A 22,347-nucleotide genomic window follows, 5' to 3' on the forward strand; every position below is an offset into this window, starting at 1 on the left:
TCAGGCGTCCGATATCCACTGTCCGCCGGCACCCTCAACAAAGGCCCGCAGCGGGGCTTGTTGTTCATCGGGGACGCTGACCTGAAACCGCACCTGCTCGGTGTACTCCACCGACAGCATCTGGCCGTTGTGCTGGCCGAGCCAGTGACGCAACGGCTGCTCCAGCGCGTAATCGCCCACGACCTCGCACTGGCTGTAGGGCACCTGATCCTCAATGCTCAGCTCGGTCATCGCCAGCTGGGCCGCGTGACTGTAGGCGCGCACCAGGCCACCGGCGCCGAGCTTGATGCCGCCGAAGTAGCGGATCACCACCAGCATCAGATCGCCCACCCCTTTGTGCTGCAGCACGTTCAGAATCGGCTTGCCGGCGGTGCCGCTGGGTTCGCCGTCGTCGGACATCGCCACCGTTGTGGGGGAGTGGGGATTGCCGATCAGGTAGGCCCAGCAGTGATGGCGGGCGTCGGGGTAGTCTTCCCGGGCCTGGGCCAGCATCGCCATCGCCGCTTCCCGGTCTGCCGCCTTGGCGACCCGGGCGATAAAGCGACTCTTTTTGATCTCGTACTCCACCGCGACCGCGGCGGCGGGGACAGCATAGGTGGGGCGGGGTGGTTGCATGGAGATTCCTGGCTTGCGGGGAAGGTTGTTGTCGTCAGCCGGAGTCTACGGGGTTTGGCGACGGGCGGCTACGACAGCGCTGATTGGCGTGTCGATCACTCCTCGTGAGCTTCCAGCTCCGGCGGCTCGATCCGCTTGACGCTATAGCGGGTCTGCAACACCGCCAGCACCTTGGGAATCAGCCGACTGTTAGGGATCGACGATTTGAGCTGGTGCTTCATGGCGCTGAAGGAATCCAGCGCCACCTTCTCGTCGCCGTCGAAAATCCAGATCCAGGAGTCGCCCTGCAGGCCCGATTGGATCTGGTCGAAATGAGCCTCTAGCAGCTCGGCCAGCGCGTCATGGCAGTCGGAATAGTGTTCGGGATAGTGTTCGGGATAGTGTTTGAGATAGCCGAGTTCGGCGTAGAGCATCGGTGTGTTGTCGCTATCTGCAAAAGGTTGGGTTTAGAACGCACTAGCCATCGGCGTTGGACTTCAGCCATTGCGGATCGATTGTGGCGGTCTGGCTTTGGCGCAGCTCGGCCAGGGTCACGTCCAGTTTCAACAGTTCCTCGGCGATATCGGTCGACTCGATCTGTGCCAGGGTGCGGTAACGGGTTTCGAGGCCGCGATACTGCTGCACCAGCCGGCGACACTCCGCCTGGTGGGCATCGCAGTCCAGCCCTTTATGGATCGCCGTCAGCAGGCCCGCCACCAGCGCGCCGAGTCCAATCCAAAGCGGATCCGTGTCGGCCAGCAGCGCCGATCCCGCGATCACCCCGAGCAGCGAGGGCACCAGCACGGTGATCCAGTTGGACTTGGAAAAAAACCGCAACCGTTGATCGAAGTAGGCGGCCCGGGAGCCGCACTCGGCGCTTCGCTCGGCGGCCAGCTGTTGATAATTGTCGCTGAGGCTCTGAGTCTCCATCGTGCGTGATCCCTCCGCCCGTCAGGTTGTAGATGTGGCTGCGGGTCGCCCTCTGGGCGTCGCAGCGATCTGTCATATCAGGCTAGCCGCCAAACATCGCCAGCTTCAGCTCAACCGGGTCGCCCAGCCAGTAAGCATAGGTGGTGTGATCTTCCAGGTCGTTGCCGGTGGAGGCGTGGATCAGCACGGTCAGCCCCTGCCGGTGTTGCTCCAGCCAGGGGACCAGCTGCTCAAACTCGTCCTGATTGAACTTGATCTGACAGCTCCACCTCGGATGCGGCCCTACCGGCCGTTGGTGAACCCGCCCCACCTCGAGCTGAAACCGCTCCCCGGCCTGCCGACACAGGGAGGCGGCAAACTCCAGCGTCTCGGCATCGAAATAGACATGGGCATGGTAAGCCGAGTGTTGGTTGACGGGGCGGGGGATCGGTTGGGTTTTAGACATGGGGTGATCAGATTGAGGCAGGGAGGTTAAACAACGATATCGACCTGGGTTTCGAGCAGGTTACCAGCTTCGACGAAGCGCATCGAAACGGATTCTGCCTGAGCCCGAGACATCCGACGATAGAGCCAATCTCGGTGATTATGGGGGTCGTCGGCGATATAGAACTGGGTGGTCAGCAGCTCGCGCCGACCCTGGAGCACTTTGACATGAATATGCGGTGCCCGGCCCGGATAGATCGTCGGCTTGATGGTCCGGAAGCGGTAGTGGCCGTCGGCGTCGGTGATGTCATACCCGAACCCCTGGAAGCCGGTGTCATAAACCACATCGCGATCATCGCCGCGGTGCAGGTATTTGCCATTCACATCGCACTGCCAGATCTCCACCCGGTGATCGGCTAGCGGCAAGCCCTGGCGGTTCAACAGCCTGCCGTGTAGCTCGATAATCTCACCGCCCGCTTGCTCGACCGCCCCGGCCACCTTCACCAGATCGTTATCCACATCGTCCATCCGCATCGAGGCGGTGGGATAGAAGGGGCCTTCGGAGGCGCTGGGGGTCAAGATGGCGGCGATTACCGTGCCCGACAGCGCCGAGCCACCGGCAATAGCGGCCGAATCGATCAGGAGTTTTCTACGGGATAGAGGCTTCATGGTTTAGGGCTTCACTACGGTTGTTGCCGGGCACCCTAAGTGTAGTTGCCCTCGACAGCGGCTGCGCCCAGCCGCAGACCGGGCTGGTAAGCAAGCCAGTAGAGCCATAAGCCCCTACAAAATAAAAGGAATATGGGTAGACCAAGGTATTGCTGCGCCGCAGCAAGAAAGCTGATAGTTTTGACCTCAACATCGAAACGGAACCACGACAAACCGTACATAAACGAAATCTAGGATGAAGTCAGATTTCAACGCCGAGGTGACAATGGCTGGCTTCAATTTAAACTGTGTCTGCAACAGCGATCTCGACCGCATCGCCTTCTACGCCCGTCGACGTTTCCTGGAAGGTATCGACACCATCACCCTGATGGAGCAAGCCAGCAACGAGCAGGAAAAGCGTGAAATCGCCTACGCCGCGCTGTTGGATCTGGATGACGACAGCATCCGAAGACTTAACCTACTGGCTTGTGACAACAGCGGCTGCAAGGCCGACAGCTACCGCCGGGAGCTGCAGCAGATGCTGGCTGGATCACAGGGGAGAGTGGTTGGGTTTTAGTGTGACTTAGAATCGTTTTAAATCAGAAGAGAGTCGTGCCAAACGTCTACTTCTGTTATGTGAGAATAATTGGCATTCCCACACAATAAATACTCTCCAGCCATTTGAGCGAAGCGTTTTAGTTGCACGACGGTCTCTTTTACGGTTGTCGTCAAACTTTTGCTGCCAGAATTGCTGATTTGTCTTGGGTACCCTGCTCCTATCACATGCACGATGATGATGCCAGAAACAGCCGTGAACAAAGATTACAGCTTTGTACTTGGGTAAGACCATGTCAGGCTTTCCAGGTAGATCCCTACGATGCAATTGGTACCGGAAGCCCAGTTTGTGAAGGTACCTCCTTACTACCATCTCAGGTTGTGTATCTCTAGATTTTATTCTGGACATCAGCTTTGCGCGCCCATGTTTTGATATGATATCGGCCATTTTTCCACGAACTCATATACAGCTCTTTAGTTGTTGGGTTATGTAAACAGTGGTTCCAGATTAAATGCACCAGCAAATCCCTGTTATTGATATCTTTGCAGGCCCTGGAGGGTTGAGCGAAGGTTTCTCATCTTTTTATGTAAAAGCTGATGAATGTTTGCGTTCCCATCCCTTCAAGGTAGCGCTTTCGATAGAGAAAGAAACAACTGCGCATCAAACGCTTAGATTGAGAGCTTTCTTGAGATGGTTCATTTATAAAAATAGAGAGCAAGAGCCCCCTGAGGTTTATGTCGACTATGTACGAGCCATGAATCGAGAGGAGAAGACAGCGAAGGCGGTCTTCCTGCGTGAGTTGCTTCACCCTCAAGCAGACATGTCAGAGATTGAGGCTGCTACGGTTGATCAGCAGGCGGCTCTTTTTGAACAAGCTTATGGGGATCGATGGAGAGAGTTTGAGTCCTCTTATGCATTACATATTCAAGAAATACTGAGCGCGGCAGACTTCGCTCGGAAAGAGGCCTGCCAAGTAGAGCTTGGAGAAGCTGAGGACGAATATGTAAAAGACTTGGTGATGTCTGCTATCGAACGAGAAGTTGGAGAGCTGGACTCAGGCAAGCCGTTTGTTCTAATAGGAGGCCCTCCTTGCCAAGCATTTTCCCATGCTGGCAGAGCTCGGTTGAAAAATACCGTCGTAACCGCTTATGAAGAAGATGTTGAGACGTGGAGCCAAGACAAGGACAAGCGTACTTGGCTATATCGGGAATATTTGAAGGTCCTTGATTATGGGCAGCCTGCTTTGTTTGTCATGGAGAACGTTACGGGCATGCAAAGTGCCAAGATCACAACCGAAGACGGACATAAGGAGTTGGCTTGGAAGCATATAATACGCCACCTTCAATATCCCAAGGGGGCTTTGTATCCAGATCCAGGTGAGAACACCGATAAGGATGAATACCTCATTTTCTCATTAGAGGACTTTTCTCTTTATTTTGATGGCACTGAAGATAGCTTCACGCGTGTAAGCAAGAGGGCTAAGGACTTTGTCGTGAAGGCTTCCGATCACGGCGTTCCCCAAGACAGGAAACGTGTGATCCTTTTGGGAATTCGCAAAGACCTAGTAAGTGATAGCGAAGTGCTGGAAAGGTTGGAGCATTTGGCACTGAAGCGTAGCCCTGGAAATGAGCGAGCTACAGTTGCTGATGTCATGTCTGACCTTCCGAAGCTTCAAAGCACGTTAGGTAGTCGTTATACGGGTGAGAAGTATCCAGACAGAATCAAGTATGGCCCTGATAACCGAGACCTTTGGACTGAGACAGTTGCGGAGCAGATAGGGCTGCTGATGCAATCCTGTGACGAGATTGCAGAGATAGAAAAAGAAGATGTTGCAGAACCGCAGCAAGTGGAGTTGTTAGCATCTGAGATAAAACATAAGCGCCCTGTTCATTTTGATGTCGGTACCAAGTTGGACGATTGCTTAGACTTTATTCAAAACCCAGCCAAAGGAATGCCTGCAATAGCTTTTGAAAAGGATGGCTCGGTCCAATCTTGGGAATGTCATGTTGGTGATTATAATCCACACCTTCTGGAGACTTGGTATACGCAGTATTGGAATCAGTCCTTGGTGCTGAACCACTCCGCAAGGCCTCATATGGATACTGATTTGGGCCGCTACATATACTCTGCTGCTTTTGCAGACGTTAAAGATCAAAGAAGAGAAAAAACAAAGCCTCAAGCGCGATTAGCTCAATATGAAGCAGTATCAAGCCTTGGATTGATAAATTTGATACCCAACCATAAGAACAAAAAGGACTTTGTGGATCGCTTTAAGGTTCAGCGGGCAAACTACCCTTCTTATACGGTTACTAGTCATATCTCCAAGGATGGGCATTACTTCATCCATCCAGACCCGGCGCAATGTAGAAGTTTGACGGTTCGAGAAGCCGCGCGCCTTCAGACTTTCCCAGATAATTACTTTTTTGAAGGCGAGCGAACTAATCAGTTCACCCAGGTTGGTAATGCGGTTCCGCCTCTTTTGGCTAAAGAGATTGCGAACGTTGTCTTTGATATATGGCAGTTACTTATCAACAAAAGGCATGGTTAGGAGTCATCTAACTATGCCCTATTGTTGCTTCTTATGAGTATGAAAACTCGCAACAGAAGTATGCCGTTAAGTGCTCAGCTGCTCCTTGAAACGGTCAAATTCAGGGGGAAGTAGCCCCACGATTTGATCGCCGGTCATTGCCATGAAGTCAAAGGTCTTCTCAAACTGGCGGAGAACCTTGGTCAATCGTCGTGGGCTGCTGCCGCCAGCCCCTCGTTTTCGCTTCTGGTGTTCATTATCCCAAAAGAGTTGGTAGATCGCATCTAGCATGGAGGGATTCGTGATAAGCGTTTGGGTAGCAGCGATTTGTGCCCATAGCTCGCCAGGGGTATTCACTTGGCCTGTTAGAAGCACTACCAGCTCATCCTCTTTGTCCCGGTGGGCAGCATAAACTTGCCAAATAGACGCGAGATAATGCCGGTAGTAACGCCGCCAGTTATCGGGCTCTGCGATCCAGATAGGTATCTCACCGGGTTTGTACTTGCTACCGGATTTCTTGCAGAGCCGATAAAACAGGTAGGCTGAGCACCAGGTCCAGAACCCCCAGTCTCTTTCCGCTGAAGCTAGGTCAAGATCGGAGACAACCTGGTCCAGCCCTTTGGCTGTTGAGAGGCAGTCATCCAGGTTCAGTTCATCCAGCATCTTCGTATCGCCACCGATAGTCTCGGCAAACTCCGAGGGAATCAGCAGTTCGTTTGGAAATTCCTGTGGTGAATCTGTCTTATGACTATCTATAAATTCTATGAAGCGAAGCTTGCCTTTATCCGTCATGCGCATAATTTTCATTTCCATGCTCCTGCGGCAAAGTCATCAATGGCCTGCTGGCGTATCCCTATGATTTTGGTCAGCATTCTGACTGCATTGTCGAGCCACTCCTCATTATCATCCGAGTCTGGATCTGGAGTTCCTGCTCCGATTTGTTTAGTGAATAGCAGCCAGCGAGTGGATAGTTCCTCTGGATCAGACAGTTCATGATCCCAGCCATCATCAGAGAGTATCTTGGTTAGGATTTGGCGCATTGCAACGGGCCAGATGAAAGCTTTGAACATTACTGAGCGAACCACTTGGTCGCGACTTCCCAGCTCTCGTTCAATCTCGAGTACAACTTTTTGGTCTCCCCAGCCTACTCTCCAGAGCACTCCATATGGAGCAAGGTCTACGCTAGATACTGGTAAAATACTCTGTTGGTTGCCATCAAGTTCGTCGTCCTTGTTGTAGGGTTTAATATTCTCCGCGATTCCTAACAAGGTGCCCTTGGATTCATCGACGACCTTAACCCTGAAGTCCAAGCCTTCCGCATCGTCGAACTCTTCAAGCTCTATAGAGTTGCGTCTGACGCTGTTCGATGCCTCCCCTAGTCGTATCCGCATGAAGCGGGTTTTGCTTTGGGGCTCCAGAAAGACGGTATCGCTGAGTGAAAACTCGTATCCCGATAGGTCTATTGCTACGTTAACAGCTGGTTTGTCATTGAAGTCCCCCGTTAGACGGATCTTCACATCCTCTCGGAGAATCTTTTTACGACCGGTATAGTTAAATCGCTTCATCGAGCAATACCTCCGAATCTACGTCGACGATAATGTCCCTGAGGGTGTCGAATCCTCTGACGGAAAGCTTGAAATCATTGTTTTCGGCTTCAAACTCTATGGTGTTGCCTTCGATCACGACGTTAAGTATGTTTTCTGTTTCGGGTTTGCAGACATTTTTTGCCCTGCTGAAGTCGAAGTCCCTCTTATCCCAGTTTTTGAGCGCTTTAGCTTTTGAGGCTCCAACAAAGTCATAGGCGACCTTGACCCTATACCTACGCCTATTCTTTAGTTGCTCCTTAGGCCCCTGAACCACAAACCCTTCGCTGGATTTGTTGAGACGGTAAGTCCGGGGCTTTGATGGTGGTATTGGATCAACCGGCGGTGGAGAATCTGGCCCAGAGTTCTCTTTTTTGGCGCGTTTTCTGGATTCAGGAACGTCTTCATCATTTTCTGGGAGGTCGAGAAAAAATATGTCCGATAGAATCGCAGTATCTTCTTCATCATCACCCTGATTCATCAGATTAAGAAGCTTGCTTACTGAAAGTCTTACGAAGTCTATGGTTTTAGACCCCCATCGGTATTTCCCTTTAAACTTGACCGCGTTTTTCTCCCATTCGGTGTGAGCTGGGTTTTCCGCGTCACCGAGTAAAGTTGCAATCGCTCCCGGCTCGATTACCACCATACTGGTATAGCCTTGGATCTTGGGAACACGGGCTTCGGGGATGATAATTCCCTCGCGAACAAATTCAGGCTTACGATTCGTGTCGCTCGTATCCCTAGACAGAAAGATTTCAAAGTACGTCTTTTTGGCTTCTGTAGCCTGCTCTTCCTTCACGTACAAGGGACAGCGGATGCAAACGATAGTCCCGCTTTTAGTCAGCTCATCATGGATTTTCGTCGCGACTTCTTTAGGCAAGTAGTCTTTGTCCCATACAGGAAGCTTTGGGGTTTCTGGTAGGTTTAGTTCTACCGTTAGGTAATCTTTTTCTGTCAATGCCTTATGGGCCAAGGTGGCATAGGGGGCAATCTTCAGTAGTTGGTCCGGCGCTAGGAGTTCGTCTAAATTTTTATGGATGCTTGTTGGATCTATGGTTCGAGACAAGCCGTTTTCAACTACTTCGACTATCAGCTGGTTGTTCAGGATGGGCCAGAAATATTCTCGAACGACATGCTCGGACAGTATGTCAGCCGTTACCTCAGGCTGAATGTAGGGCATGATCAGTGACAATCCGGATTGGTTGCTTGTCCTAGCTAGCCCGAAATCACTCGCGAGTTGTGCAAATAGATTGTTGTCTTCGACTGGAAGTTGAAAATAATCGTTCTCACTGTCCTGTTCGAATCGTCCCCACCAACCATCGGGAGTGAAGCGTATATCATCGACTTGGTGAGATTTAAGTACGCTCTGGCCTGCGATCAGGCACCGTCCATCAGTGCTGCGAACGGTAGCGGCAATAAACATCCTAATTTGGCTGGTGTATGGGAAAACATATTTACCTATGCCATGGCGCCCACGTTCGCCTTCCTGTTTGCCGGATTGCCCTTCGGCGCGCATGAAGAAGTAAAAAGAGTTTCCCGCTTCTTCATCAAAGGCTAGCTCATCGCCGACAAGGCCTTGAGTGTTGAAGTCTTCGTATGCGAGGTATCGGCAATCAGCAGTTTTGGTGGGTGGCGATTGTAGCCCGTTGCCATCGGCGTTGAAGTGCAACCAAGCACCGTCCGGAATATAGCGCATCATCACACCGTTATCTGCCTGGTGTGATCCAATGGAAAAGCGCACTTTCACTGGTTCGGGTGAAAGTCGATCCTCTTTGGCATCCAGTGAATTTTGAATCGCCTCACGGACAAGAGCATGAGTGTCATCCTCGATGCTGGAGTTGGTGAAAAAGCTTGCCTGCATCGGGTCCCGAGACTTTTGGCTTCTCCTCTTCGGCTCAAACCTCCATTGAGCTAGAGTGTTCCCAGAATCATCACAGCTTGAATAGTTCATCATCAGTCTCTCCCTTTGCGTCAAAGCGGGCCTTCATTTCTTCCGTGGCCTTTTTGAGTGCTGCATAGATCTTTTTTACGTCTTGGTCTGTGTACGAGTAGTTGCTTCTATTCGAAAGGTTTCCAATAAGTCTGATGTCCTTTAGTGTTCTTTGTACCCTCTTTTCTGCGAGCTCTACAAACTTTTCTCTTGACCTGGTTTCAGCCATGATTTTTCTCCATGTACTGTGATTTATGCAGATAGTAATGGCTGCAGTATATATGTCAAATATACTTGCGCTTATGTGGGTATATCGTTCGCTTTTAACACATATATTGTGCCTTTGGTGCAGAGTGTTTCCTGTGATGTGGCTCTATTAGGAGCAGGTGGCTGAAATGAGTTGTAGAACTTTGACTGTGTAGGCTGGGCCGATGTATCCAGTCATGGCTAGACAATGGCGTTGGATTACTGAGAGAAGATCGTGCCAAAATAAATGAAGGGGCATTTATTTTCTGAAAGTAATCAATGGATCGAACCCTTACCTTTTTTTACTGTGTCTAATCTACTAAGAAGAGAGGGGCTTTCTAGCGGTAGCTTTAGCTGGCGGGGTTGCTCGCTCAATCTTTTAGGATTGAGCTCGTCCCTCCCTGTGGTCGGGACCGTCGTCGCAGGCTCCGACGTCCTGCGCCTTCGCCGGTGGCGACGAAGGCTTGTGAACCCGCTTCTTGGGTTCAAGTCCGGATCTTCCAAATAAAAAAGGCCACCCCAGAGGGGTAGCCTTTTCTATTTGGTGGAGCTGGCGGGACTTGAACCCGCGTCCACGATGTTTCCGAACCTATGATCTACATGCTTAGTCAGTCTTTTAAGTAACCCTTAAGACTCCGACAGACAGGATTCCGCAGGGCGTGCCGGATTAGTTTTAGCGCTTGGGTCCCCGGCCGGGCTTACACGCGATCCTGTATGGGATGACCCTCCGAACCCCAGCCTACAGGCAAGCCAGGTGGAAGGGCGCTAGGCAGGTGTTTAGGCTGCTAGTGCGTAGTTGTCGTCATTGGCAACTATAAGTTGGTATACGTTGATTTACGTGATCGTTTACCCCTCACGACATGCACACAGGACATCCGCACCCTGTCGAAACCAAATCAGCCCCGAAACTTGTCGGTGTCCGTTATCGGCTTGCGGGCCGATGGGACTTTCCTCTCTTTTCTTCGCTCAATACAGCGATAAGTTCTAACTAAGCGTCTCCCCGTTGGAGTCGGGGAGGGGGGAGAAGTTCGAATTTGGTTGGCTTGGTGTTAACCGCGCCCCATGATCCGTTGCTTCTGTCGACCCCAGTCGCGATCTTTCTCGGTCGCGCGCTTGTCGTGTTCTTTCTTACCTTTGGCCAGTGCGACTTCGCATTTGACCCGGCTGCCTTTCCAGTACAGCGCCATGGCGACGCAAGTATGGCCCTTCTGCTCGGTGCTGGCAAACAGCTTGGCCAGTTCGCGCTTGTTGAGCAGTAGCTTGCGCGGGCGGGTCGGCTCGGCGACCACGTGGGTGCAGGCGGTCTGCAGCGGCGTGATGTAGGCCCCGAGGAGCCAGGCTTCACCGTCTTTGAGCCAGACGTAGCTGTCGACCAGTTGCACCTTGCCGGCGCGAATACTTTTGACTTCCCATCCGGTCAGCACCAGGCCGGCCTCAAAGCGCTCTTCCACTTTGTAGTCGAAGCGGGCGCGTTTGTTTTGGACGATGGAGCCGGGGGAGGGGGATTTCTTCTTAGCCATGGGCGGCGATTATATAGGGAAAATCGCGTAAGTGTAGCGGATATGCACCGATGATCATTTTTTTCGACGGGGCATTCCTATAAAATCGCCCGACCTGTTTTCAGTCAGTCGGGTTTTTCATGCAAGATCGTCAATCTATTCACGGTTCCTGGGCGAGCCGTTGGACCTTTATTCTGGCCGCTACCGGTTCGTCCGTCGGCCTGGGCAACATTTGGAAGTTTCCGTACATCGCCGGTGAGAACGGCGGTGGTGCCTTTGTTCTGATGTACCTGGTGTGCATCGCGCTGGTCGGTATTCCGATCATGATGGCCGAGGTGCTGCTGGGTCGTCGGGGACGTCAGAGCCCGGTTAATACGCTAAAGGATATGGCGATTGAGATCGGTACCACCAAACGCTGGGCCTGGATCGGCCTCTGTGGTGTCGCGGCCGGGATCATGATCCTGAGTTTCTACAGCGTCGTCTCCGGTTGGGTTATCGCTTACGTGGTTTACGCCGCCGAGGGCACCTTTACCGGCGCCGGGGTGGAGCAGATCGGTAAGGTCTTTAATGACCTGCTGGCCGACCCGCAGGAGCTGGTGCTGTGGCACACGCTGTTTATGATCGTGGTGGCCGGTACCGTGGCGCGCGGCGTCAACAAGGGCTTGGAGGCCGGTATCCGGCTGCTGATGCCGATGCTGTTCGCACTGCTGCTATTGTTGCTGGTTTACGCCATCACCGCCGGTGACTTTGCCGCCGGTTGGGACTTTATGTTCCACGTCGATTTCAGCGCGCTGAGCTGGAACGCGGTGTTGATCGCGATGGGTCACGCCTTCTTTACCCTGAGTCTGGGGATGGGCTCGATCATGGTGTACGGCTCCTATATGCCGAAGAAAGCCTCGATCGGCGGCACGGTATTGACCGTTGCCGGCCTGGATACGTTGGTGGCGCTGATCGCCGGTCTGGCGATCTTCCCGCTGGTATTCGGCAATCAGCTGGATCCGGGCGCCGGTCCCGGCCTGATGCTGGTTACCCTGCCGGTAGCCTTTGGTAACATGGCGGGAGGTCAGATCTTCGGCTTCCTGTTCTTCGCGATGGTGGCGATTGCAGCCTGGAGTTCGGCGATTTCGCTGCTGGAGCCGGTGGTAGCCTACGTGGTCGAGCGCTTCAAGATCGGCCGGACCTCGGCCTGTGTGATCCTGAGCGGTTTCGTCTGGGTGCTGGGTGTCGGCGCGCTGGGCTCGTTCAACTTCGGCAGCGACTGGTCGTTCTTCGGCTTCAACTTCTTCGACCTGCTCGACTTTATGACCGCCAATATCATGCTGCCGTTGGGTGGTTTGCTGGTCTGTGTCTTCACCGGTTGGTGGGTCGGCAAGAAGATCACCGCCGACGAGCTGAACATGAAGTCCGAGCTGGTGTTCAACAGCTGGTTCTTCGTGGTTCGCTTTATCGCTCCGGTGGCGGTGGCCATCGTCTTTATCGCCAACCTGTGGCAGAAGTTCGCAGGCTAACGGAGGCCCTATGACTCAGGTTGATCGCAGTGCCCTGGTTCTGCATTCCGCAGAGCAGATGTACGAGCTGGTGAACGACGTGATGAGCTATCCGTCGTTTCTGCCCTGGTGCAGCGGCGCTGAGATCATCGAGCAGGCCAAAGAGCAGATGGTGGCGAAGCTGAAGGTGGCCAAGGGCGGCTTCAAGTACAGCTTTGTCACCCGCAACTCGTTGGAGGCGCCGACCACGATCAAGATGGAGCTGGTCGAGGGGCCGTTCTCCAACCTGAGCGGCTACTGGCACTTCACCGCGTTGAGCGATGAGGCTTGCAAGGTCAACCTGAAGCTGGACTTCGATTTCAAAGGCAAACTGGCCGGGATGGCGATGAGCAAGGTGTTCAACCAGATCGCGATTGCGATGGTGGACGCCTTCTGCGCCCAGGCCGATAAACGCTACGGCTGAGTTTCAGCCCGCAGGTATCAATATGATCAATGTGGAAGTGGCCTTCGCGCTACCCGAAGAGCAGAAGATCGTCGCGCTGAAGGTGGAAGACGATTGCACCGTTTATGACGCGGTGATCCGTTCCCGGATTGTGGAGTACTTTCCGCAGATCGATCCGGACAGCTTTCCGATGGGGGTCTTCGGTAAGGCGGTGCGGGATCCGAAAACCGAGCTGCTCAAGGAAGGCCAGCGGGTGGAGATCTATCGGCCGCTGATTATCGATCCGAAGACCGCCCGCGCCAACCGCGCCGCCAAGATGAAAGCGGCGCAGAAGGACAAGGATTAAGAGATTACTGGGCTTCGGCTGCCGCGTCGCTGTTGGCCTGAGGCTGCTGAGCTCCGGGGCGGAAATCGCCGCCCAGCTGAACCAGCTTGTCATCTTCGAAATACAGCGTCAGCCGCTTCTGCTCGAGCTCGCCATAGCCGGGCTTGAGGCTGTAGAAGTAATCCCAGCGGTTTTGCTCGAAGGTGTCGGTCACAATCGGCGACCCCATGATGTAGCGGACCTGGCTACGGGTCATTCCCGGTTTGAGCTTGTTGACCATCTCCTGGGTGATCAGGTTGCCCTGCTGCACATCGATCTTGTGCACGCCGGGGAAGAAGCCACCTTCGGGGATATAATCTTCAATGGATGAGCAGCCGCCGAGGCTGATCAGAGCGGCAGTTAGAACCAAGGTGGAAATAAGATTTTTTTGCATTAGCTTACGGCTTCAATCAAACTGAGTCGCAGGATGATAACCCATTCTTCCTGACGAGCTAAGCGCTAGTTAGCGACCCTAGATAATCGGTAAAGAAATAATCATGAGCGCAGAGAATCAAGAACTTCGCAAAGCGGGCCTGAAAGTTACCCTGCCCCGGGTAAAGATCTATCAAATTCTGGAGAAGGCCGGCGAAGGTGATCACTTCAGTGCGGAAGATATCTACAAGATTCTGATGGAGTCCGGTGAAGATGTGGGCCTGGCGACCGTTTACCGGGTGCTGACCCAGTTTGAAGCCGCCGGCCTGGTGGTGCGTCACCACTTCGAAGGCGCCCACTCGGTGTTCGAGCTGGCCGACGACGAGAAGCACGACCATATCGTCTGCGTGAAGTGCGGCAAGGTGAAGGAGTTCAGCGACAGCGGCCTGAACAACCGGATTAACGAAGTAGCCGAAGAGATGGGCTTCCGCATCTCCGACCGTACCGTTTACTTGTACGGCGAATGCACCGCAGGCTGCGAAGAGAAATAATTCCCGTCCGCCTGATCGCAGGCGCGACAACGAAAAAACCGGCTAGATCAGCCGGTTTTTTTATGCCCGATCATCTGCCCAAGCTCCGATGCTTCAAAGCAAGGCTTGGCGAGAGGGCCTCAGTGCAGCGCCAGCATCTCCTCGGCGTGGTCGATTGAGCGCTGGGTGATATCGATACCGCCGAGCATTCGGGCGATCTCCTGAATCCGGGCGTCGCTGTCGAGCTGGCGAATCCGGGTCTTGTTGCTGCCGCGGCTGGTCTGCTTGCTGACCTGCAGGTGGTGGTGGCCCTGGGAGGCGACCTGGGGCTGGTGGGTGACGCAGAGCACCTGACAGCGTTGACCCAGCTCGCGTAGCAGGCGCCCGACCACTTCGGCGATGGCACCGCCGATTCCGACATCCACTTCATCGAAGGCCAGCACCGGGGTGTCCGAGGTCTGGGCGGTCACCACCTGGATCGCCAGGCTGATCCGTGACAGTTCGCCACCGGAGGCGACCCGGCTCAGCGCTTTGGCCGGTTGGCCGGGGTTGGTGCTGATCAGGAACTCGATCTCGTCGATCCCCTGGGCCTTGGGCTCGATTGGGGTCAGCTCGGGGCTGAAGCGGCTGTTGGGCATGCCCAGCTGTTTGAGCTGCTCGTTGACCTGATCGCGCAGTTGCTTGGCGGTCTTCAGGCGCTGCTTGCTGAGTTTGCTGGCCAGTTTCTGATAGCTGTCCTGTTCCTGCCGGCAGCGGGCTTCGAGTTGCTCCAGCGCCTCGTCGCCCAGGCTCAAACTGTTCAACTCGTCGGCCAGCTGCTGATGCAGGGTGGGCAACTGATCGGCCTCGACCCGGTGCTTGCGAGCGATCTGAAAGAACAGCCCCAGCCGCTCTTCGACCTGCTGCAGTCGCTGTGGGTCCTGTTCGACCCGATCCAGGTAGTGGCCCAGCTCGCGGGAGGCTTCCTCCACCTGGATCAGCGCGTTGTTGATCATTTCATTGACGCTGTCGAGGCTGTCGTTGCTCAGGTTCAGCTCGGCCAGTTGCTGCAGACTGTGATTCAGTAGGCTGGCGCAGTTGCCCTCATCGCTCTCGCTAAGCTGCTGGCGCACGGCCTCGCCGTTGAGCAGCAGGTTGTCGGCCTGGGCCAGCTGTTGCTGCTCCTGCTCCAGCGCCAGCAATTCGTCCGGCTCCGGGGCCAGTTGATCCAGCTCCTGGACCTGGTAGCGCAGCAGCTGCTCACGGGCGTTCTGCTCGTCGCTGCGGTTGCGCAGTTGCTCCAGCTGCTGTTGCAGCTGTTGCCAGGACTTGAACTGTTGCGCCACCTCGGCGGCCAGCGGCTCGAGGCCACCGAAGCCATCCAGCAGCAGGCGGTGGTGTTCTTTCTTCAGCAGTTTCTGGTGCTCGTGCTGACCGTGGATCTCGATCAAGCGCTCACCCAGGGCGCGCAGATTGCCAAGCGGTGAGGGTTGGCCGTTGATGTAGGCCCGTGAGCGTCCGTTGCGTCCGACCACCCGGCGCAGGATGCAGTCATCGCCCTGATCCAGTTGCTGCGTTTCCAGCCAGGCGCGAGCCTGGGGTAGTTGGCTCAGATCGAAGCTGGCGCAGATCTCGGCCCGCTCGCTACCGTGGCGCACCATGTCGGAATCGCTGCGATCGCCGAGCGCCAGTCCCAGCGCGTCCAGCATGATCGACTTACCGGCGCCGGTCTCGCCGCTGATCACGGTCATGCCGCTATCCAGCTCGATATCGAGTTGTTCAATCAGGGTGAAGTCGCGAATGCTCAGGTGGGTCAGCATGGTCATCTCCGGGGATAACGGATGTAGGATGCATGGTTATTTATACAGTAGTTTTTTTGATCACGCCAGTGATCCGAATCATCCGATTTTTTAGCCTTGAAACTGGGAGGGTTATCCCCATATAGGCCTCAGTAATGATTTTGACCGTCTGAACGAGAGTTGGAGGCGTAGATGGCGAACGAAGAGAAGGCACCGGTTGAAGAGTCGATCGAGCAGCCCGAATCCACCGTAGAGGTTGAGCTGGAGACAGCCGCCGAAGTTGAAGCCCAGCAGCAGAGCGAGCAGGACCAAGGCGCCGAGCAGCTGCAGCAGGAGCTGGAACAGGCCCAACAGGCATTGGCCGAAGCGCAGGAGCAGGTGTTGCGTGCCCAGGCCGATGTGCAGAATATGCGTCGTCGGGCCGAGCAGGATGTGGCCAAGGCGCGTAAGTTCGCGCTGGAGAAGTTCGCCGAAGAGCTGCTGCCGGTGGTGGATAACCTCGAGCGCGGCATCGAGTCGTCCCAGAACGACCAGGCCGATGTGGCAACACTGCGTGAAGGGGTCGAGATGACCCTGAGCATGTTCGTCAACGCGCTGAAGAAGTTCAACCTGGAGCCGGTGGATCCGCAGGGCGAGCCCTTCGATCCGCAACAGCACCAAGCGATGTCGATGGTCGAAAACGACAACGTCGAACCCAACACCGTGCTGCATGTGATGCAGAAGGGCTATCTGCTCAACGGTCGTCTGGTTCGTCCGGCGATGGTGATGGTATCCAAAGGTGGTACCAAGAAACCGGATGCACCAAAAATCGACGAGCAGGCTTGAATCCCTGCAAAACGTACCTATATAGGCATTAACTGAATTCAAGCCGGCGGTCAGCGCCCTTACTGGACGGCCGGCTAAGCGAGACTGGAGCAAAACATGGGTAAAGTAATTGGTATTGACCTGGGCACCACCAACTCCTGCGTGGCGGTACTGGACGGCGACAAGCCGAAAGTTATCGAGAATGCCGAAGGCGATCGCACCACACCGTCGATCATCGCCTACACCGACGACAACGAAATCCTGGTCGGTCAGTCGGCCAAGCGTCAGGCGGTCACCAACCCGGACAACACCTTGTTCGCCATCAAGCGTCTGATCGGTCGTCGTTTCAAGGACGACGTGGTTCAGAAAGACATCAAGATGGTGCCGTACAAGATCATCGAAGCCGACAACGGCGATGCCTGGGTTAACGTCAAGGATCAGAAGCTGGCGCCGCCGCAGATCTCTGCCGAAACCCTGAAGAAAATGAAGAAGACCGCCGAAGATTTCCTTGGCGAGAAGGTAACCGAAGCGGTTATCACCGTACCGGCTTACTTCAACGACTCTCAGCGTCAGGCAACCAAAGACGCCGGTAAGATTGCCGGTCTGGACGTGAAGCGGATCATCAACGAGCCGACCGCTGCGGCCCTGGCCTACGGCATGGACAAGAACCGTGGCGACAGCACCATCGCGGTTTACGACCTGGGTGGTGGTACTTTCGACATCTCCATCATCGAGATCGCCGAAGTTGATGGCGAGCACCAGTTCGAAGTGCTGTCCACCAACGGTGACACCTTCCTGGGTGGTGAAGACTTCGACTTGCGTCTGATCGAGTACTTGGCCGACTCCTTCAAGAAAGAGTCAGGTATCGATCTGCACAACGACCCGCTGGCGCTGCAGCGTCTGAAAGAAGCGGCTGAGAAGGCCAAGGTTGAGCTGTCCACCAGCCAGCAGACCGACGTCAATCTGCCGTACATCACCGCTGACGCTTCCGGTCCTAAGCACCTGAACGTCAAGGTAACCCGCGCCAAGCTGGAGTCCCTGGTTGAAGAGCTGGTTCAGAACTCCCTGGCACCTTGTGCCCAGGCACTGAAGGACGCCGGTGTCAGCGCTTCCGAGATCGACGACGTGATTCTGGTCGGTGGTCAGACCCGGATGCCGCTGGTGCAGGAAAAAGTTAAAGAGTTCTTCGGCAAAGAAGCCCGTAAGGACGTTAACCCTGACGAAGCCGTTGCCATGGGTGCCTCTATCCAGGGTGCGGTACTGTCCGGTGAAGTGAAGGACGTTCTGCTGCTGGACGTTACCCCGCTGACCCTGGGTATCGAAACCATGGGTGGTGTGGCGACGCCGCTGATCGAGAAGAACACCACCATCCCGACCAAGAAGTCGCAGGTGTTCTCCACCGCCGACGACAACCAGACCGCGGTAACCATCCACGTGGTACAGGGTGAGCGTAAGCAAGCGGTTCAGAACAAGTCTCTGGGCCGTTTCGACCTGGCCGACATCCCGCCGGCCCCGCGCGGCATGCCGCAGATCGAGGTCAGCTTCGACCTGGATGCCAACGGTATTCTGAACGTGTCCGCCAAGGACAAGGCCACCGGCAAAGAGCAGTCCATCGTGATCAAGGCCTCTTCCGGTCTGTCCGACGACGAGATCGAGAAAATGGTGGCCGATGCCGAGGCGCACTCCGCCGAGGACGAGAAGTTCGAAGCGCTGATCGGTGCTCGTAACGCCGCCGATGGCATGATCCACACCAGCAAGAAGACGCTGGAAGAAGCCGGCGACAAGGCCACCGACGAAGAGAAAGCGGCCATCGAAGCGGCTATCTCTGCGCTGGAAGAAGCCGTTAAGGGTGACGACAAGGACGACATCGAAGCCAAGACCAACGCCCTGACCGAAGCGGTTTCCGGTGTGGCTCAGAAGATGTACGCCGAAGCGGCGGCGGCCGAGCAGGCTGCCGGTGGTGCTGAGCAGGCACAGGATGCCGACTCCGCCAAAGCTGACGATGTTGTCGACGCCGAGTTCGAAGAAGTCAAAGACGACAACAAGAAGTAAGTCGTTATTGACTTGATGGCAAGCTGGCTGTTGCGCAAGCGGCAGCCCGACTGTCAAACCAGCGCGGGGGCAAGTCTCCCGCGTTGCTGTATCTGACCTTCAGGCAGAATTAAAGCTACTGCACTCGGTTATACAGCGTTAAAAGTCGGTTCAAAATGCTCACTTACCAGCCTGTAAGCTGCGCTTTTTCACCGACTTTTGCCTTGTCTAACCTTCGCTCGTGACGCTTTTCTCCAGCCTGAAGTTGGTAGTGGTGGTTTAAACCACACTCAACGAGCAAGAAGCTATGTCCAAACGCGATTATTACGAAGTGCTGGGAGTCACCCGCGACTCCTCCGACCGTGACATCAAGAAGGCCTATCGCCGCCTGGCGATGAAGTACCATCCGGATCGGAACCCCGACGATAAGGCGGCCGAGGAGAAGTTCAAGGAGGCCAACGAGGCCTACGAAGTGCTGTCCGACGCCCAGAAGAAGGCGGCTTACGATCAGTATGGCCATGCCGGGGTCGACCCGAACATGGGTGGCGGTCATGGCGCTGGTGCCGGCGGCTTCGGCGATATCTTCGGTGACGTGTTTGGCGACATCTTTGGCGGTGGTGGCGGTGGTGGCCGTCGCTCCCGGGTCCAGCGTGGTGCCGATCTGCGCTACAACATGGAGCTGGATCTGGAAGAGGCCGTCCGTGGCGTCGAAAAGCAGATCCGGATTCCGACCCTGGTGGCCTGCGATACCTGTAACGGTTCCGGCGCCAAGCCGGGCACCTCACCGAAAACCTGCGGCACCTGTGGCGGCATGGGTCAGGTGCGGATGCAGCAGGGTTTCTTCTCGGTGCAGCAGACCTGTCCAGCCTGTCACGGCGAAGGTTCCACTGTGACCGATCCGTGTACCGACTGTCACGGTCGTGGCCGCACCGAAGAGACCAAGACCCTGTCGGTCAAGATCCCGCCCGGCGTGGATACCGGTGACCGGATCCGTCTGGCCGGTGAAGGCGAGGCAGGCTCCCACGGTGGTCCGTCCGGCGACCTGTTCGTACAGGTGTCGGTGCGTCAGCATCCGATCTTCGACCGCGATGGCCGTAACCTCTATTGCGAAGTGCCGGTCAGCTTCGTCGATGCCGCCCTGGGTGGCGAGATCGAAGTACCGACCCTCGACGGTCGGGTCAAACTGAAGGTGCCGGCCGAGTCCCAGACCGGCAAGATGTTCCGCCTGCGCGGCCGTGGTGTACCGCCGGTTCGCGGTGGTGCCACCGGTGATCTGATGTGCCGTGTCGTGGTCGAGACCCCGGTCAACCTCAACAGCCGTCAGAAAGAGCTGCTCCGTGAGTTCCAGTCGACCCTGGATGAGAAATACGAGAAGCACTCGCCGAAGAAGACGTCGTTCTTCGACGGAGTGAAGAAATTTTTTGAAGATATTTAATCCTCAAACTCTGATCTTCACTTAGGAAGAATTAAACGCCCCGTTAGCCTGACTACCGGGGCGTTTTTTATGGGTGATTTGTGGCTGATAGGACAGTGGGCTACTGTTCGTCGTCGAGCTGATACAGATAGCAGCTGCCCTGGCCGGCTTTGAGCTGGCGATGCAGGCGCCAGTTGGAGGGTACCGGTAGTGGTTGCAGCTCGGCTTCGGCTTCGACGTAGATCCAGCCGCCGGGGCGGATCAGCTGGCGTTGGTTCAGCTGTTCGCAGCAATCGGCCAGCAAGCCCTTGCCGTAGGGTGGATCCAGGAGCACCAGATCGTAGCCAGGCTCACTTGGGGCCTGTTGCAGCCAGCTGGTGGCGCTGGCCTGAACCAGTGTGGAATCGTCCAGTGCATCGAGCAGGCGCAGGTTCTGTTTGAGCTGATCCACCGCCGCGGCGGCGGTATCGACCAGGGTCAGGTGGGATGCGCCCCGTGACAGGGCTTCTAGCCCCAGCGCGCCGCTGCCGGCAAACAGATCCAGAACCCGGGCGCCCGGCAGTTGGGTTTGCAGCCAGTTGAACAGGGTTTCCCGGACTCGGTCGGTGGTGGGGCGAAGCCCCGGCAGGTCGGCGAATTTGAGCTTACGGCCACGCCAACGCCCGGCGATGATCCGCAGACGCTGCTGGCCGGTCTTGGCGTTGGCAGCCTGTCCCGGCCCGTTGGGGCGTGAGCGGCGGCGAGAAGCGGCGGGTTTTGACGGGCGTCGGGGCATATCAGAATCGCTTTTTAACTGGCTGTCGTGGATGGATAGGGCTTGGGGTTAAGGCTTGGTCAGGGTTTCGCTGCCGAAGCGCTCGGGACTTAACTCGGCTTCTAGCTGTTGCCGCAAAGTCGCTCCATCAAGGTTCGCTATTGTAGCCTCAAACCGGGGCAGATAATCCAACGGCAACTCGTAGAAGGCGATCACCTCCAGCTGCTCCAGCAGCGCGTCCGGTCGCTGGGGCAGCGCTTCCAGTTGTTCACCGATTTGTTCCGCCAGTTGGCGCACCTCCCAGTCCTTCATTCCGTTCAGGCGTTGCTGAATCGACTGCAGTTGGTTTGGCAGACTGGCGTCGCTGTGCCTGGGCAGCCAGACCCGCCAGCTTCGTTGGGCGCTGCTCAGTTGTTGGATCTGGAACTGCTCGCTGAGTCCGGCCAGGACGCGGCTGTGGAGCAGCACTTGAGTAAAGCTGCCCTGGTTTCTGCCCGGCAAGGGCTGCCAGGGTGCGGCGGCGGCAACCGGTGCGGTGCGAGTTTCGGCAGGCGGCCAAGGTTGGCCCGGCGGCAGCTGAGTCAGCCAGGATTGAAGGGGCGGCTGCCAGCTGTCGATTTCGGATGCGCGCAGTGCCAGTCGCAGATTGGTCTGATTGAACAGCTGTTGCTGTAACGTCTCCAGCGCCTGGGCTGTCGGCAGGGCTGGATCGCCGCGGAGTTGTCGATCCAGCCGTTGCAGTCGGCTCTGTTGGTCGCGCTGCAGGTGGCGACGGGCTTGCTCGAGAGCGAGTTGCTGCTGGCGCTGCTCGAGGCTGAACGGCATTGTCAGCGCGTTCAGCAGCTGGGCAAGCCGATCACTTAGGTCGGCGGTAGAGGCTGGGGTATGGATCAGGGTTAGCCGATCCGGATGGGGCTGCAGTTGCCACTGTGTCGCCAGGCCGGCTTGTTGCAGGCGTTGCTGTAGCAGTTCGTTGAGTAAGAGCGCCGCCGTCGACATCTGCAGCCCGGGATCGGGCAGGGCGAAGCTGAGTCGAAGTTGAGCCGGTTGCTCGGCGTCGCTCAGGTGGGTCAGCACCACGCCGTCCAGCTGCCGACGCTCAAAGTCTGGCCAGGGGTTGGTATCGATCGACAGCAGCGCCACCGCTGCGACGCAGACGATGATGATCAGGTTGAGTTGGCGGCGATTGAACAGGGGTTTGTGGGGCTTCATTGCCACTCCTTGAAACAGGCTTAGAAGTCTAACCGCAGCAAGCGCTTGCGTCAGCAACAGCGGCGCAGAACTGTGGTAACATTTGCCGCTGTTTGGCTTGCCGTTTTGCGACGATGCGTCCCAGGGCAAGCGTATCGTAATTTGAGTGGATCTGAATTGATGAACGGGTTGGTTCAGGCTCTAGGTGGGCCCGAGATATTTCCCTACGTAATGGGGGCGCTGG

Annotated in this window: 24 protein-coding genes and 1 other RNA gene; 9 read left to right on the top strand and 16 right to left on the bottom strand. The window is 55.9% G+C overall.

Annotated elements, in window-relative coordinates; translation table 11 throughout:
• The 5 genes from ACO05M_RS04025 to ACO05M_RS04045 form a co-directional block, all read right to left on the bottom strand.
• On the bottom strand, positions 1-615 hold the full coding sequence (locus ACO05M_RS04025) for a YigZ family protein (protein WP_421868099.1): 615 nt from the start codon (positions 613-615) through the stop codon (positions 1-3).
• A 95-nt stretch (positions 616-710) separates the two neighbouring features.
• Positions 711-1,028, bottom strand: a complete 318-nt coding sequence (locus ACO05M_RS04030) for a hypothetical protein (RefSeq protein ID WP_421868101.1) — start codon at positions 1,026-1,028, stop codon at positions 711-713.
• Positions 1,029-1,071: 43 nt separating this feature from the next.
• The gene (locus tag ACO05M_RS04035) at positions 1,072-1,524 is read right to left on the bottom strand and encodes a hypothetical protein (protein WP_421868104.1); all 453 of its coding nucleotides are present in this window, start codon (positions 1,522-1,524) and stop codon (positions 1,072-1,074) included.
• 82 nt (positions 1,525-1,606) lie between these two features.
• Positions 1,607-1,969: a DOPA 4,5-dioxygenase family protein gene (locus ACO05M_RS04040; protein ID WP_421868106.1), complete on the bottom strand. Its 363-nt coding sequence runs from the start codon at positions 1,967-1,969 to the stop codon at positions 1,607-1,609.
• A 26-nt stretch (positions 1,970-1,995) separates the two neighbouring features.
• A complete protein-coding gene (locus tag ACO05M_RS04045; protein WP_421868108.1) occupies positions 1,996-2,616 on the bottom strand; it encodes a protocatechuate 3,4-dioxygenase in 621 nt (206 codons plus the stop codon).
• A gap of 235 nt (positions 2,617-2,851) precedes the next feature.
• Between ACO05M_RS04045 and ACO05M_RS04050 the strand changes: the two genes are divergently transcribed.
• On the top strand, positions 2,852-3,172 hold the full coding sequence (locus ACO05M_RS04050) for a hypothetical protein (RefSeq protein ID WP_421868110.1): 321 nt from the start codon (positions 2,852-2,854) through the stop codon (positions 3,170-3,172).
• Between the two features lie 6 nt (positions 3,173-3,178).
• Here the strand turns inward: ACO05M_RS04050 and ACO05M_RS04055 are convergent, their stop codons facing one another.
• The gene (locus ACO05M_RS04055; RefSeq protein WP_421868112.1) at positions 3,179-3,598 is read right to left on the bottom strand and encodes a very short patch repair endonuclease; all 420 of its coding nucleotides are present in this window, start codon (positions 3,596-3,598) and stop codon (positions 3,179-3,181) included.
• A 64-nt stretch (positions 3,599-3,662) separates the two neighbouring features.
• Here ACO05M_RS04055 and ACO05M_RS04060 point away from each other — a divergent pair, with 64 nt between their 5' ends.
• The gene (locus ACO05M_RS04060; RefSeq protein ID WP_421868115.1) at positions 3,663-5,699 is read left to right on the top strand and encodes a DNA cytosine methyltransferase; all 2,037 of its coding nucleotides are present in this window, start codon (positions 3,663-3,665) and stop codon (positions 5,697-5,699) included.
• Positions 5,700-5,765: 66 nt separating this feature from the next.
• Here the strand turns inward: ACO05M_RS04060 and ACO05M_RS04065 are convergent, their stop codons facing one another.
• From ACO05M_RS04065 to smpB, 6 genes are all read right to left on the bottom strand, one after another.
• Positions 5,766-6,485, bottom strand: a complete 720-nt coding sequence (locus ACO05M_RS04065) for a hypothetical protein (RefSeq protein WP_421868117.1) — start codon at positions 6,483-6,485, stop codon at positions 5,766-5,768.
• A complete protein-coding gene (locus tag ACO05M_RS04070) occupies positions 6,482-7,243 on the bottom strand; it encodes a hypothetical protein (RefSeq protein WP_421868119.1) in 762 nt (253 codons plus the stop codon). Before ACO05M_RS04070 ends, ACO05M_RS04065 begins: the two co-directional genes overlap by 4 nt.
• Complete coding sequence (locus tag ACO05M_RS04075; protein WP_421868121.1) at positions 7,230-9,215, bottom strand: hypothetical protein; 1,986 nt, start codon at positions 9,213-9,215, stop codon at positions 7,230-7,232. The genes ACO05M_RS04070 and ACO05M_RS04075 overlap by 14 nt, the downstream gene beginning before the upstream one ends.
• Positions 9,193-9,420 carry a hypothetical protein gene (locus ACO05M_RS04080; RefSeq protein ID WP_421868124.1) on the bottom strand — a complete coding sequence of 76 codons (228 nt, stop codon included), beginning with the start codon at positions 9,418-9,420 and terminating at the stop codon, positions 9,193-9,195. Before ACO05M_RS04080 ends, ACO05M_RS04075 begins: the two co-directional genes overlap by 23 nt.
• A gap of 559 nt (positions 9,421-9,979) precedes the next feature.
• Positions 9,980-10,341, bottom strand: a transfer-messenger RNA (tmRNA) gene (gene ssrA, locus ACO05M_RS04085).
• A 145-nt stretch (positions 10,342-10,486) separates the two neighbouring features.
• On the bottom strand, positions 10,487-10,957 hold the full coding sequence (gene smpB, locus ACO05M_RS04090) for an SsrA-binding protein SmpB (protein WP_114696593.1): 471 nt from the start codon (positions 10,955-10,957) through the stop codon (positions 10,487-10,489).
• 119 nt (positions 10,958-11,076) lie between these two features.
• Here smpB and ACO05M_RS04095 point away from each other — a divergent pair, with 119 nt between their 5' ends.
• Genes ACO05M_RS04095 through ACO05M_RS04105 form a run of 3 tightly spaced genes read left to right on the top strand, consistent with a single transcriptional unit; the run spans position 11,077 to position 13,211 of the window.
• Positions 11,077-12,444: a sodium-dependent transporter gene (locus tag ACO05M_RS04095; protein ID WP_421868127.1), complete on the top strand. Its 1,368-nt coding sequence runs from the start codon at positions 11,077-11,079 to the stop codon at positions 12,442-12,444.
• Positions 12,445-12,454: 10 nt separating this feature from the next.
• Complete coding sequence (locus ACO05M_RS04100) at positions 12,455-12,886, top strand: type II toxin-antitoxin system RatA family toxin (protein WP_114696595.1); 432 nt, start codon at positions 12,455-12,457, stop codon at positions 12,884-12,886.
• Positions 12,887-12,908: 22 nt separating this feature from the next.
• On the top strand, positions 12,909-13,211 hold the full coding sequence (locus tag ACO05M_RS04105) for an RnfH family protein (RefSeq protein WP_421868130.1): 303 nt from the start codon (positions 12,909-12,911) through the stop codon (positions 13,209-13,211).
• 4 nt (positions 13,212-13,215) lie between these two features.
• Here the strand turns inward: ACO05M_RS04105 and ACO05M_RS04110 are convergent, their stop codons facing one another.
• Entirely contained in the window at positions 13,216-13,623 is a 408-nt protein-coding gene (locus ACO05M_RS04110) for an outer membrane protein assembly factor BamE (protein ID WP_421868133.1), read from the bottom strand.
• A gap of 103 nt (positions 13,624-13,726) precedes the next feature.
• On the opposite strand from ACO05M_RS04110, the gene fur reads away from it, so the two are divergent.
• Positions 13,727-14,152: a ferric iron uptake transcriptional regulator gene (gene fur / locus ACO05M_RS04115; RefSeq protein ID WP_421868136.1), complete on the top strand. Its 426-nt coding sequence runs from the start codon at positions 13,727-13,729 to the stop codon at positions 14,150-14,152.
• A 119-nt stretch (positions 14,153-14,271) separates the two neighbouring features.
• Here fur and recN read toward each other — a convergent pair whose 3' ends face one another.
• The gene (recN, locus tag ACO05M_RS04120; RefSeq protein ID WP_421868139.1) at positions 14,272-15,930 is read right to left on the bottom strand and encodes a DNA repair protein RecN; all 1,659 of its coding nucleotides are present in this window, start codon (positions 15,928-15,930) and stop codon (positions 14,272-14,274) included.
• 171 nt (positions 15,931-16,101) lie between these two features.
• Here recN and grpE point away from each other — a divergent pair, with 171 nt between their 5' ends.
• The 3 genes from grpE to dnaJ all read left to right on the top strand — a co-directional run bounded on the left by grpE (position 16,102) and on the right by dnaJ (position 20,179).
• Positions 16,102-16,734 carry a nucleotide exchange factor GrpE gene (gene grpE / locus ACO05M_RS04125; RefSeq protein ID WP_421868143.1) on the top strand — a complete coding sequence of 211 codons (633 nt, stop codon included), beginning with the start codon at positions 16,102-16,104 and terminating at the stop codon, positions 16,732-16,734.
• A 96-nt stretch (positions 16,735-16,830) separates the two neighbouring features.
• Positions 16,831-18,765: a molecular chaperone DnaK gene (dnaK, locus tag ACO05M_RS04130; RefSeq protein WP_421868146.1), complete on the top strand. Its 1,935-nt coding sequence runs from the start codon at positions 16,831-16,833 to the stop codon at positions 18,763-18,765.
• A gap of 286 nt (positions 18,766-19,051) precedes the next feature.
• Positions 19,052-20,179 carry a molecular chaperone DnaJ gene (gene dnaJ / locus ACO05M_RS04135; protein WP_421868148.1) on the top strand — a complete coding sequence of 376 codons (1,128 nt, stop codon included), beginning with the start codon at positions 19,052-19,054 and terminating at the stop codon, positions 20,177-20,179.
• Positions 20,180-20,279: 100 nt separating this feature from the next.
• On the opposite strand, the gene rsmD is transcribed toward dnaJ, so the two are convergent.
• Positions 20,280-20,933, bottom strand: coding sequence for a 16S rRNA (guanine(966)-N(2))-methyltransferase RsmD (gene rsmD / locus ACO05M_RS04140; RefSeq protein ID WP_421868151.1), 654 nt, complete (start codon positions 20,931-20,933; stop codon positions 20,280-20,282).
• A gap of 48 nt (positions 20,934-20,981) precedes the next feature.
• Positions 20,982-22,124 (bottom strand): hypothetical protein, encoded by a 1,143-nt coding sequence (locus ACO05M_RS04145; protein ID WP_421868153.1) that lies wholly within the window; start codon positions 22,122-22,124, stop codon positions 20,982-20,984.
• Between the last annotated feature and the right edge of the window lie 223 nt (positions 22,125-22,347).

This window comes from Motiliproteus sp. (genome assembly GCF_965230735.1).
Taxonomy (GTDB): Bacteria; Pseudomonadota; Gammaproteobacteria; order Pseudomonadales; family Balneatricaceae; genus Motiliproteus.